Below are 11,236 nucleotides of genomic sequence, written 5' to 3'. Positions count from 1 at the left end.
TCACACTCCTCGAACTGAGGCGAACTTACCCAGCGTCTGCAATCACCTCTCCGCAGGGCGCGAATCATCACTGCTCAAAAAGCGAACTTCTTCATATTCGCGTGAGGTGTTGCACTTCTGCCATAGTTTGATTTGTGTCGTTATTTCAATGCATTAACCATAAATCCGGCGTTTGGCGGTTGCCTGCAACCACCCTACAGCTCAGTCAAAGACAGAATAGTTGACGGTAATTTAGTAGCGTGGATTGCGTTTAGACTCTGTTTGCCGTGTTGTAGCGCCGATCAAGGGAGGCGTGGCGGCCAGTCATGGAGGGATTTCAAAAGATTTCGCAGACGCAATATTTGAGTATTCATGATTGCTCTGCATCAGACTCACAGTCTCATCGTGCGCTGTTACAAGGTAGCGATGCACCCGTCCCCAAGGTCACAGCGGTTAACAAGCGGTTAACCGTGCGTCAGACGCTGTTACCGAATGTGGCCATTATTTGTGCGGAGGCGCCACAATTGGGCGCCCTGCGCATGAGCGCACTGGAGCTGCCGTTAACTCTGGCGGGGCGGGCCAGCGAATCCTCTACCATCGCGCTTGATCAGGGGCCGGCACAACCAATCCCCGCCAACGTGCCTTTTCTAGCAACGGTGCGCCGCGGCGCGGATATCCGCTTCCCCGCGGGGTCGGTGATTCTGGTGGCGGCCCCGGACCGCACGCCGGGCGCCGGAGCGGCGGGCGCGGGCGGCAGCGCGCTGTCCACGACGCCGGATGCGTCGGTGGAACTGCTCATCACGCAGGCACAGTACATCGTCGGGCGCGAGCTGCCGCCGGCTTTGGCGCGGGCCTGCGAGGCCGGTCTGCTCGCGCTCATCTCGGTTGCACGCGAGGACGAGCTCGGCAGCACGCCCGCCGGCGACCATCTCTTCCGCGACATCCTCGCCGACATCGCCGCCAATTGCCGCCAACAGGATTACGGCGTGGCCCAGGTGGCGCAGCGCTACAAGCTCAACGTGCGCACGCTCCAGAAGATGTTCCAGAAGCACGGCACCACGCTGCGGGAACACATCACCGCCGCGCGCCTGAAATATGCGGGCGCCGCTTTGCTCGATCCCGCCAATACTGCGAAGAAGGTGTCGGACATTGCGTTCGAGGCCGGCTTCAACGACATCGCCACCTTCAACCGGCTGTTCCGGCGCACCTTCGGCCGCGCCCCCTCGGCGTTCCGCACCGAGGCCAACCAGGCTGCCGCCGGAGTCGCCCGCGCCGAGGAAGCGGACGTCAGCCAGACGGGCTGATCCCTCCCGCGATCACGCCTCTTGCGATCACCCCTGCCGCGCTCACCCCTGCCGCGCTCACCCTTGCCGGTCGAGCGCCTCCCGGCGCCGCTGCACCGCCGCCGCGAGCGTGTCGAGGGCGCAATCGCGCACGCCGTGCTCCGCCAGCCCCTCGCAGGTGGCGAACAGATAGTCGGCGGCCGAGCCGATGGCGCCCCGGGCGGTGGCGAGGCGGTCCACCACCTCTTCCTCGCTCAGGCCGCCGGCATACTGCACGCTGGTGCGGTCCATGGTGAAGGCGATGGCCGAGCCGATCCGCCCGCCGTCGAGGTCGATGACATCCAGCCATCGCGGCACATAGGCCCCCGAGAGCATCTCGCGCCGCCACAGCAGGGAAAGCTCGTGCTCCAGCCCCTCCTCCGGCAGGCGGAAGGCGACGCCGGTGCAGTCGCCGCCCTCATCGAGGGCGAGGGTGAGGCCGGGATAGGCGGGCGAGCCGCGCCCCACCACCGTCTCCAGGCAGAAGGCGCGATGCCAGCCGTCGATGCGGCCGACGCGGCAGGTCTCCACCCGCACGGTGGGGTTCCAGATCAGCGAGCCGTAGGCGAACAGCCAGGCCGGCCCCTCCGGCCGTTCGGCCAGCGTCGCCTGCAGCGAGGCGGCGCGCTCGGCCTCGGTCAGCACGGCCAGATCCGGCGCATCGCGCGCCACCAGCGCGTCAATACCGCCGGCCTCGATCAGTTCACGGGTCAGAGCATGCATCTTCATGGCTGCCCCTATTTAAGCAGGAACCGCGCCAATTCCCATGCCTGCGTCCCATCGGCGACGCACCCTCCCGGGGTACCGCATTCCCATGGGGCATAAGGCTGGGCATTTGGCTTGGCAGCAAAAGCCGTGCGATGAAGGGGAAATGAACCGCGACCACCACCGTCCGCCACGGCGGCGGCGGGCGCGGACGTCGGGGGCTCGCCGGGGGGCGCGGCCGGCTCCGATCATCGGCGGCGCGGGGTTTCCTGCGACGAGAGAGGACGAGCGCGAACTGCCCCCATGAAAGACGCTTCCGTCAGCAGCACCGCGCCCCGCACCACGCCGGATCTCGGCGCCTGCGATCGCGAACCCATCCACATTCCGGGCTCCATCCAGCCGCACGGCCTTCTGCTCGTGGCCGACTCGCGCACCCGCACGGTGGTGGGCGGCGCCGGCGACATCGAAGGCCGCCTGGCCGAAGACTGGCTCGGCGCCACGCTCGACACCCTGCTCGGACAGGACCTGTCGGCGCAGCTGCGCGAGGCGCCGCAGAGCGGCGTCACCCGCGTCGGCCTCGTGCCCGGGCGCGCCGAGACCTTCGAGGTGCTGCTGCACCGCGCCCCGCAGGGCCTGCTGGTGGAGCTGGAGCCGGCACCCGATGTGCGGCTCGGCGCGGCCGAGGTGCTGGCCGGGCTCGACGCCGCGGCGGTGAGCTTCGAGCGCGCGCCGGATCTGCGCAATCTGTGTGCAGAAGCCGCCTCCGTGTTCCGCCGCATCACCGGCTTCGACCGGGTGATGATCTACCAGTTCCTCGACGACGAGGCGGGGACGGTGCTCGGCGAGGCGAAGGCGAAGGAGATGGGCTCCTTCCTCAACCATCATTTCCCCGGCAGCGACATCCCCCGGCAGGCGCGCGCGCTCTATGTCCGCAACCGCGTGCGGGTGATCCCGGACGTGGCCTACGAGCCCGCGCCGCTGCGTCCGGCCGAGGCGGGGCTCGCCCAGCTCGATCTGTCCGATGTGATGCTGCGCTCGGTCTCGCCCATCCACATCCAGTATCTGCAGAACATGGGGGTGGGCGCCTCGGCCTCCGTCTCCATCGTCAAGGACGGAGTGCTGTGGGGGCTCGTCGCCTGCCATCACCGCACGCCCCGGCGCCTGCCTTACGAACTGCGGATGGCCTGCCAGTCGCTCGCCGCCAACCTCGCCCGCCAGATCCGCACCCGCGAGGAGGCGATGCAGTATCGCGACCGCATCCGGCTGCGCGGCGCCGAGGATTCCCTCGCCGACTATCTCGCCGCCGACGCCCCGGTGGAGGACGTGCTGGCCCGCCACGGAGACGACCTGCGCCGGGCGCTGGGCGCCGACGGCTTCGCCGTGGTCGAGGCCGACCGCGTGCGCACCTGCGGCCACTGCCCGGACGAGACGGCGCTCCGGCGCATCGCGCGCTGGGTGGAGGGCAAGGCGCAGACGCGGGCCTTCAGCACCCGCGCCCTGCCCAGCCTGCTGCCGGCCGCCGCCGACGTCGCGCCCCTGGCCAGCGGCGTCGCGGCGGTGAACATTCCCGGCGACGCGCCGCTGGTGCTGCTGTGGCTGCGGGCCGAGCAGGTGGAGGTGGTCAACTGGGCCGGCAATCCGCATCGCGATGACCCGGCCGATCCCAATGCCCAGCTCACCCCGCGCGCCTCGTTCGAGGCGTGGAGCGAGACCGTGCGCGGCAAGGCGCGGGCCTGGTCTCTGGCGGAGGTGGAGACCATCAACCGCCTCGGCCACGCCGTGCTGCAGGCGCGCCAGAACCGGCGCGTGCGCGACCTCAACCGCCGTCTCTCCGCCACCGTGGTGGAGAACGAGCAGCTGCTGCAGCACAAGGACTTCCTGATGCGGGAGGTGAACCACCGCGTGCAGAACAGCCTGCAGCTGGTGTCCTCCTTCCTGCGCCTGCAATCGCGCCGCCTCGGCGAGAGCGAGGCGGCCTCGGCCCTGGCGGAGGCCGAGCGCCGGGTGGCGGCGGTGGGCCTCGTGCATCGCCAGCTCTATGCCGGCGAGCAGGTGGAGGCGGTGGACCTCTCGCGCTATCTCATCGACCTCACCAACGAGGTCACGAGCGCCCTCGGCAAGGAGTGGGAAGCCCACATCATGCTCGATGTGGCGCCGGTGCTGATGGCGGCCGACCGCGCGGTGCGGCTGGGGCTGATCCTCACCGAGCTGGTGCTCAACACCGCCAAATACGCCTATGGCGGCGCCCCCGGCCCGCTACGCGTGGCGCTGGAGCAGCACCGCGACCGCTTCCGCCTCATCGTCGCCGACCACGGCAGCGGCAAGGTGGGCGAGCGCCAGGGCTTCGGCACGCTCATGATCAAGGCCATGGTGCAGGGCCTCGACGGCGTGATCGCCGACGAGGAGAACGCCCCCGGCCTGCGCACCATCGTCACCGCCCCCCTCTGCCCGTCGGGGGCCTGACGCTCACAGCGCGAAGGCGACGGGCCGCCCCGGCTCCGGCGCCGCCAGCCTGTGCCCGACGCCGAGGCTGGCGAAGGCCGCGGCGAGGCGCTCCGCGCTCTCCTTGAAGTGCACCCAGCCGTCCGTATGGGCGGCAAACAGCGTCGCGCCGGGGAAGGCGCGCGCTGTCTCCAGCGCGTCGTTGGCATCCATGGTCATGTGGAACGCGCCGCGCGGCTGGGCCGAGCCGGCGAACACCACCACCACCTTCGGCGAAAACCGCCGCGCCACCTCGGCCACGCCCTCATACCAGACCGTATCGCCGGTGACGTAGACCGCGTCGCCCGGCGCCTCCACGCCGATCAGCAGACCGACCACATCGCCGGAGATGGGCTCGATGCCGGGCGGGCCGTGGCGGGCCGGCGCGCCGGTGACGAGCAGGCGTCCCTTGCCCGGCACCTCGATTTCCCGCGTCTCGAACAGCGCCAGCCCCACCGCATTGCCACCGAGCCGGGCGGCGGCCACGGGGGTGGTGAAGACGGCGCGCGCCTGAGGCAGCAGGGCGCGACCCGAGGCATCGAGATTGTCGAGATGCTGGTCGTGGCTGAGCAGCACGGCATCGAGCGGCAGCACCTGCTCCACCGCCAGCGCGGGGCCGGCGGTCTTCTCGAAGCGCACTGGCTCGGTGCGGTAGAGGCCGGGCGGATCGAAGGTGGGATCGGTGAGGAGGCGGAAGCCGCCGATCTCGATCAGCACGGTCGGGCCACCGATGAGGGTGAGGGTGACGGAAGCGGACGTCATGGGGCTTTCCTTCGATTTGTCCTGTCGCCGCCAGTATCCAGACTTCTTCCCTGAGCGAAAATTCCCTATTCTTTCTCAATGATCGATCGTTTTCGCACAGCCCTCGACTGGGAGGACGCCCGCGTGTTCGTGGCGCTAGCCCGCCACGGCAGCCTCTCGGCCACGGCGCGGGCGCTGGGCGTGAACCATGCCACCGTCGCCCGGCGCATCACGGCGCTGGAGACGACGCTCGGCGCGCGCCTGTTCGATCGGCGCAGTGACGGCTACGGCCTGACGGCGGCGGGCATGGACGCTTTGGAGTCGGCGGAGGCCATGGAGAAGGCGGCCGCCCGCCTCGCCCGCGCCCCGCGCGAGCCGTCGCTCTCCGGCCTGGTGCGCATCAGCGCGACGCCCAGCCTCGCCGACGGCTTCCTCGTGCCACGGCTCGGCACCCTCGCGGCGCGCTATTCGGCCATCGACGTGGAGATCATCTCCGAGCGCCGCTTGGCAAGCCTCTCCCGGCGCGAGGCAGACATCGCGCTGCGCTTAGGCATGCCCGGCGATGGCGCCGTGGTGGCGCGGCGGCTCGCCACCATCGGCTTCGGCTATTATGCGGCGCCCGCCCATGCCGCGACGCTGGCGGAAGGCGCTGCCCCGGTGTTCGTCGGCTTCGACGCCGCCAATGCGCACCTGCCGGAAGCGGCTTTCCTCGCCCGCCACTTCCCGCGCGCCCGGCTCGCCTTTCGCGCCAACAGCCAGTTCACCCAGGCGCAGGCCGCCGCTGCCGGGCTGGGGGTGGCGCTGCTGCCGCATTTCATCGGCGCCACGCTGCCGGGCCTCGTCCCTGTGGCGCTGGCGCCGGCCTGCCCGGCGCGGCCGCTTGTGGCCCTGACGCGGCCACTTCAGCCGGAAGATGGCGCGGTGCGGGCGGTGCGCGATGCGCTGGCGGCGTTGTTCGCGGCCGAGGCCGGCCTTTTCGCGCCGGACGGGGCCTGAGCCGCCCCTTCCGCTTCGCCCCCGCGCTCCCTATCTCACGGCCATATGTCGTTCGGGGGCGGACGAGGCAGTTGATGGCCCAGCTTTCCATTCTTGATCTCGTCCGGGTGCGGGAGGGGTTCGGCCCCCGCCAGGCCCTGGACAATGCCCGCGACCTCGCCGCCCATGCGGAAGACTGGGGCTATCGCCGCTTCTGGGTGGCCGAGCATCACAACATGCAGGGCATCGCCAGCGCCGCCACGGCGGTGGTGATCGCCCATATCGCGGCGGGCACCAAGCGCATCCGGGTGGGCGCGGGCGGCATCATGCTGCCGAACCATGCGCCCCTCGTCATCGCCGAGCAGTTCGGCACGCTGGAGCATCTCTTCCCCGGCCGCATCGACCTCGGCCTCGGCCGCGCACCGGGCACCGACCAGATGACCATGCGGGCGCTGCGCCGCTCGCTCACCAATTCCGACAATTTCCCCCAGGACGTGCAGGAGCTGGAGGCCTATCTCGGCCCCGCCCAGCCCGGACAGACCCTGTTTGCCGTGCCGGCGACGGGGACGCAGGTGCCGCTCTGGATCCTCGGCTCCAGCACCTATGGCGCGCAGCTCGCGGCGGCGCTGGGACTGCCCTACGCCTTCGCCTCCCACTTCGCCCCGGCCGACCTTCTGCCGGCGCTAGACATCTACCGCGCGCGCTTCAAGCCCTCGGACGTGCTTCAGAAGCCCTATTCCATGGCCGCCCTGAACGTCATTGCCGCCGAGACGGACGCCGAGGCGCGCCGCCTCGCCACCACCCAGCAGATGTCCGTGGCCGACATCTTCCGCGGCGCGCGCGGGCTCTCCAAGCCGCCCATCGACAACATCGAGGACTACTGGACCCCCATGGAGAAGGCGCAGGCCCAGCGCTTCCTCGCGCGTTCGGTGGTGGGCGGCCCGGAGCGCGTGCGCGAGGGCGTCGCCGCCTTCGTGCGCGAGACCGGAGTGGACGAGGTGATGATCGTCTCCGACGTGTTCGACCACGACAAGCGCCTCGCCTCCTACCGCACGATCGCGGAGGTGGCGGGCGAAAGGGCGGAGGCGGAGGCGGACGCGGCGGCGGTGGTGTGAGCTCATTAGGCCGATACGCCTGACGCGTGTCATCGCCCGGCGCGTCCGGGCGATCCACCCGTCCGCCTGCGCGATGCCCGAAGACCGACCCAGCCCAACCGTGGATCGCCCGGACGCGCCGGGCGATGACGGCTCAATCTATTGGCATCACCCCGCCAGCTTGGCGTCCAGCGTGATGTTGGCGCGGATCACCTTGGAGAGCGGGCAATTGGCCTTGGCCTTGCCGGCCAGCTCGGCGAACTGCTCCGGCGTCGCGCCGGGCACGGTCCCCACGAGGGTGAGATCCACCTGGGTGATGGCATAGCCGGCGTCCTGCTTCTCCAGCGACACCTTCGCCGTGGTCTCCAGCTGCGTGGCGGTGAGGCCCGCCTCGCCGAGGATGAGGGAGAGCGCCATGGTGAAGCAGGCGGCATGGGCCGCGCCGAGCAGTTCCTCGGGATTGCTGCCGCGCTGGCCCTCGAAACGGCTGGCGAAGCCGTAGGGGAAGCCGGCCAACGCCCCGCTCTCGGTAGAGATCTTGCCCCGCCCGTCCTTGATGCCGCCGCTCCATTCCGCCGAACCGCTGCGCACGATCGCCATGGTCGTCTCCTCGCTCTGATGGCCCGCGCAGGGGTGCGCTTGGGCTTTGCAGTGCCTGCGGAGGGTGGAACGTCCGAAGGGGCCAAAACGTTCATTTCGCCATCGTGCGAAACGGAAACATTCGTTCACACCCGTGACATCAAAAGTCGCAGCGCGGTCCAACTTGCGACATCTCGGCCGTGACAATGGGGGGTGTTCCGAGGGGCTCCGCTTTGCGACGGCGCGGCACGGGACACAGGCGGATTTGTTTGGACCAGAGGGGCGGCACCCGGCGCGGCGACCGGACACCAAACGGTGTTTCGGGCGTTGCCTTCCAGATGAAAGGTGAAGCCCCATGAGCTTTTGTCCCGGCCAGCAGGATGCTGGCAGCCGGCCTTTGCCCGCCCGCAGCCGTTTCGCTCTCGCTCTTGCGCCCACCCTCTCGGCCCGCCAACGGGCGCGCCTCAGGCCCTGGCTCGTGGCCCTCGCGGTGGCAGGCCTTGCGGCCGCGCTCGTGGCGCTGGCCCTGCACCAGATTCCCCTGCGCGCCCGCATCGCCCTGGAGGCGGATGTGCGCGCCCGCTTGAGCAGTGCCCCGGTGCTCGCCATCGGCGACAGCATCACCTATCAGGCCGCCCCGCGCAGCCTGTGCGGGGAAGAGGTGCTGAACGCCGCCGTGCCCGGCGACAAGATCGACGATCTCGTCTCCCGCGCCGGATCGCTGGAAAGCCACCTGCAGCCCGCCCGCGTGGTGATCGCCATCGGCGCCAACGATGCCGTGAAGCCGAAGCATTCCATCGCCGAGTGGCGGACGCTCTATCGCGAGATCATCTCCCGCTTTCCCGGCAGCCAGCTGGTGCTGGTGGAGGTGAACCCGGTGGAGCACGGCCGCTCGCCTTATGCGGACATGCTGGACCAAACCTATGTGGCGCAGCAGAACGCCGCCATCCGCGCCATCGGCGCCGAGACGGGCGCGGTGGTGGTGCCGGCGCCGCAATCGGTCTCGACCACGGACGGCATCCATCCCAGCCGCGCCGGCGCCCTGCTGTGGCGCGCCCGCCTGTTCTCGGCCGCGTGCCGCTGATCCGGCTCAGGCGTCGAGGGGGAAGCGCCGGGGCACGATGGCGTAGCGGGCCCGCAGGGCGTCGATGTTCTCCGACACCACCGCGAAGAAGTCCCAGCCCGGCTTGAAGAGGTCGGTATTCATGCCCGCCCCGCGCTCCCACGCCTCGAAGAAGGCACCGGGCTTGAGCGCGCCGGTGGCCGAGGCGGCGACATCATTCAGCTTGATGCCGAGATGCCAGCTCACGATCACCGGCAGCACGTGGGCCGCCATGGAATTCTTCGGGTGCATGGCGGCGGTGAAGGTGGAGACCAGGATCTCCCCGGGCGGGGTCGTGTCGTAGCCAGCGAGCACGTGGCAGGAATCGTGCGGCACGCAGAACACGGCGGACAGGCCGTTCGGCTCGCCGGGGAAGGCGTATCCATTGTCGCGGAAGTGGTGGAAGAAGTGGTTGCCGAAGCTCTCCGGCGGCAGATGCTCCAGCGCGTGAAAGCGGGCGGCGAGCGCCGGGTCCGGCTTGGCGGTGTAGGGCAGGAGATAGGCGGCCACGTCGCTCGTGACGTTGCCGCTCCAGGGGCGACCGGTGACGCTCTCCATGTTCGCCCGGATCATGCATCCGAGCGCCGCATGGAGATGGCCGTGGGCTGCCTCGGCGAGATCGCGCACATAGTCTGCGCCGCCGAGCCCGGTGGCCTGCGCACACGCGACGAGCCGGTCGATGCGGGCGGCATCGATGCTGCCATCCACCAGCGCAACCACGGTGATGAGCCGCATGGCCTCGGCCGCAGCGGGGCCCGGGAGCCGCGCCGCGAGTTCGGTCGGATCGACAGGGCCCGGCAAGGTCCCACCGGGCGGTCGGCCGAACACCACCTCGGCGGCGGCGGCGATGGTGTGGCGGTCGGCCGGCGTCACCGCCGCCGCGCCCTTCGCCTGCGATACCCAGAGCATGGCACCAAGCGCCGCGTCCTGCTGGTCCGCATCCAGGTTGATGCGCATGACCGCCCCTCCCCTGCCTTTCGATGGCGTTGGGGAAGGTGGCACAGGCACAAGCGCGACGGAAGCGCCTGAAGTTGCGGGGATTATCCCTCCACACCGCGCACGGCGAGCACCGCCTTCATGCGCGTTACCGCAAGGTCGGGATCGGTGAGGAGGCCGGCCGCGTCAGCGAGGCGGAACAGCTCGGCGAGGTGCTGGGTGGAGCGGGTGCTCTCCTGCCCGCCCACCATGGTGAAGTGGTCCTGGTGGCCGTTCAGGTAGGCCATGAAGACCACGCCCGTCTTGTAGAAGCGCGTCGGCGCCTTGAAGATGTGCCGCGACAGCGGCACGGTCGGCCCGAGAATGTCGTGGAAGCGCGCGGTGTCCCCCGCCGCCAGCGCGGTGAGCGCGGCGGAGGCGGCCGGGGCGATGGCGTCGAAGATGCCGAGCAAAGCGTGGGAATACCCCCGCGCGTCGCCCGCGATCAGCTCCGCATAGTTGAAATCGTCGCCCGTATACATGCGCACGGCCGGGTCCAGCCGGCGGCGCATGACGATCTCCTTGTCCTTGTCGAGGAGGGAGATCTTCACCCCGTCGATCTTCGCGGTATTGGCGTTGATGACGGAGACGGCCGTGTCCATGGCCGCGTCGAGATCGCGCGTGCCCCAGTAGCCGGCGAGCGCGGGATCGAACATGTCGCCGAGCCAGTGGATGATGACCGGCGCGGACACCTGCGACAGCACGCGGGCATAGACCTTCTCATAGTCGTCGGGCGACTTGGCCACGCGGGCCAGCGCGCGCGAGGCCATGAGGATGATGCGCCCGCCCACCTTCTCCACCGCCGCGATCTGCTCCTCATAGGCGCGGATCACGTCGTCCAGCGAGGTCGCCGCCTCGGGGGCGAGATGGTCGGTGCCGGCGCCGGAGAAGACCAGCGCCTCCGGCCCGTGCGCCTTCGCCGCCTCCACCGAACGGCGGATCAATTCCAGCGAGGTCGGCCAGTCCAGCCCCATGCCGCGCTGGGCGGTGTCCATGGCTTCGGCGACGCCGAGGCCGAGGTCCCACAGGCGGGCGCGGTAGGCGATGGTGCGGTCCCAGTCGATGGCCGCGTCGAGCCACGGGTCGCAGTCTTTCAGAGGGTCCGCCACCACATGGGCCGCGGAGAAGGCGATGCGGTTCATGGGGCCGGAGGCGCGGGAGGGAAAATCGCGCGGGGCGGACAGGCGGAAGGTCTCAAGGCTCCCGCTTGCCACGGGCAGGCGGATCGAGAGGGCGGTGGCGCGGGCGTGCTCGTTCATGGTGTCGATCCTGAAAAGGCGGCG

At 69.9% G+C, this 11,236-nt stretch carries 10 protein-coding genes; 5 read left to right on the top strand and 5 right to left on the bottom strand.

What is annotated here, in order from left to right; all coding sequences use genetic code 11:
* Positions 1-518 precede the first annotated feature (518 nt).
* Complete coding sequence (locus FHT36_RS22600) at positions 519-1,283, top strand: helix-turn-helix transcriptional regulator (RefSeq protein WP_169124713.1); 765 nt, start codon at positions 519-521, stop codon at positions 1,281-1,283.
* A gap of 57 nt (positions 1,284-1,340) precedes the next feature.
* Here FHT36_RS22600 and FHT36_RS22595 read toward each other — a convergent pair whose 3' ends face one another.
* Positions 1,341-2,030: a gamma-glutamylcyclotransferase gene (locus tag FHT36_RS22595; RefSeq protein WP_169124712.1), complete on the bottom strand. Its 690-nt coding sequence runs from the start codon at positions 2,028-2,030 to the stop codon at positions 1,341-1,343.
* A gap of 279 nt (positions 2,031-2,309) precedes the next feature.
* Between FHT36_RS22595 and FHT36_RS22590 the strand changes: the two genes are divergently transcribed.
* On the top strand, positions 2,310-4,469 hold the full coding sequence (locus tag FHT36_RS22590; RefSeq protein WP_169124711.1) for a histidine kinase dimerization/phosphoacceptor domain -containing protein: 2,160 nt from the start codon (positions 2,310-2,312) through the stop codon (positions 4,467-4,469).
* Positions 4,470-4,472: 3 nt separating this feature from the next.
* Here FHT36_RS22590 and FHT36_RS22585 read toward each other — a convergent pair whose 3' ends face one another.
* Complete coding sequence (locus FHT36_RS22585) at positions 4,473-5,249, bottom strand: MBL fold metallo-hydrolase (protein WP_169124710.1); 777 nt, start codon at positions 5,247-5,249, stop codon at positions 4,473-4,475.
* Positions 5,250-5,327: 78 nt separating this feature from the next.
* Between FHT36_RS22585 and FHT36_RS22580 the strand changes: the two genes are divergently transcribed.
* The gene (locus FHT36_RS22580; protein WP_169124709.1) at positions 5,328-6,224 is read left to right on the top strand and encodes a LysR family transcriptional regulator; all 897 of its coding nucleotides are present in this window, start codon (positions 5,328-5,330) and stop codon (positions 6,222-6,224) included.
* 74 nt (positions 6,225-6,298) lie between these two features.
* Positions 6,299-7,318 carry an LLM class flavin-dependent oxidoreductase gene (locus FHT36_RS22575; RefSeq protein ID WP_169124708.1) on the top strand — a complete coding sequence of 340 codons (1,020 nt, stop codon included), beginning with the start codon at positions 6,299-6,301 and terminating at the stop codon, positions 7,316-7,318.
* Between the two features lie 147 nt (positions 7,319-7,465).
* On the opposite strand, the gene FHT36_RS22570 is transcribed toward FHT36_RS22575, so the two are convergent.
* Positions 7,466-7,897: an OsmC family protein gene (locus FHT36_RS22570; protein ID WP_169124707.1), complete on the bottom strand. Its 432-nt coding sequence runs from the start codon at positions 7,895-7,897 to the stop codon at positions 7,466-7,468.
* 334 nt (positions 7,898-8,231) lie between these two features.
* Here FHT36_RS22570 and FHT36_RS22565 point away from each other — a divergent pair, with 334 nt between their 5' ends.
* A complete protein-coding gene (locus FHT36_RS22565) occupies positions 8,232-8,960 on the top strand; it encodes an SGNH/GDSL hydrolase family protein (RefSeq protein WP_169124706.1) in 729 nt (242 codons plus the stop codon).
* 6 nt (positions 8,961-8,966) lie between these two features.
* On the opposite strand, the gene FHT36_RS22560 is transcribed toward FHT36_RS22565, so the two are convergent.
* Positions 8,967-9,935 (bottom strand): hypothetical protein, encoded by a 969-nt coding sequence (locus tag FHT36_RS22560; protein ID WP_169124705.1) that lies wholly within the window; start codon positions 9,933-9,935, stop codon positions 8,967-8,969.
* A gap of 83 nt (positions 9,936-10,018) precedes the next feature.
* Positions 10,019-11,212, bottom strand: a complete 1,194-nt coding sequence (locus FHT36_RS22555) for a dihydrodipicolinate synthase family protein (RefSeq protein WP_169124704.1) — start codon at positions 11,210-11,212, stop codon at positions 10,019-10,021.
* Positions 11,213-11,236 lie beyond the last annotated feature (24 nt).

Origin of the sequence: Xanthobacter sp. SG618, assembly GCF_012932745.1 — a bacterium.
Classification (GTDB): Bacteria; Pseudomonadota; Alphaproteobacteria; order Rhizobiales; family Xanthobacteraceae; genus Xanthobacter; species Xanthobacter flavus.
This window is presented reverse-complemented; position numbering and strand designations above follow the sequence as displayed.

What these genes read in the sequence shown, in the direction of transcription:
- FHT36_RS22600 (WP_169124713.1), top strand. Translation starts at nt 519, where the DNA reads ATGAGCGCACTGGAGCTGCCGTTAACTCTGGCGGGGCGGGCCAGCGAA.
- FHT36_RS22555 (WP_169124704.1), bottom strand. Translation starts at nt 11,212, where the DNA reads ATGAACGAGCACGCCCGCGCCACCGCCCTCTCGATCCGCCTGCCCGTG.
- FHT36_RS22590 (WP_169124711.1), top strand. Translation starts at nt 2,310, where the DNA reads ATGAAAGACGCTTCCGTCAGCAGCACCGCGCCCCGCACCACGCCGGAT.
- FHT36_RS22565 (WP_169124706.1), top strand. Translation starts at nt 8,232, where the DNA reads ATGAGCTTTTGTCCCGGCCAGCAGGATGCTGGCAGCCGGCCTTTGCCC.
- FHT36_RS22570 (WP_169124707.1), bottom strand. Translation starts at nt 7,897, where the DNA reads ATGGCGATCGTGCGCAGCGGTTCGGCGGAATGGAGCGGCGGCATCAAG.
- FHT36_RS22595 (WP_169124712.1), bottom strand. Translation starts at nt 2,030, where the DNA reads ATGAAGATGCATGCTCTGACCCGTGAACTGATCGAGGCCGGCGGTATT.
- FHT36_RS22580 (WP_169124709.1), top strand. Translation starts at nt 5,328, where the DNA reads ATGATCGATCGTTTTCGCACAGCCCTCGACTGGGAGGACGCCCGCGTG.
- FHT36_RS22560 (WP_169124705.1), bottom strand. Translation starts at nt 9,935, where the DNA reads ATGCGCATCAACCTGGATGCGGACCAGCAGGACGCGGCGCTTGGTGCC.
- FHT36_RS22585 (WP_169124710.1), bottom strand. Translation starts at nt 5,249, where the DNA reads ATGACGTCCGCTTCCGTCACCCTCACCCTCATCGGTGGCCCGACCGTG.
- FHT36_RS22575 (WP_169124708.1), top strand. Translation starts at nt 6,299, where the DNA reads ATGGCCCAGCTTTCCATTCTTGATCTCGTCCGGGTGCGGGAGGGGTTC.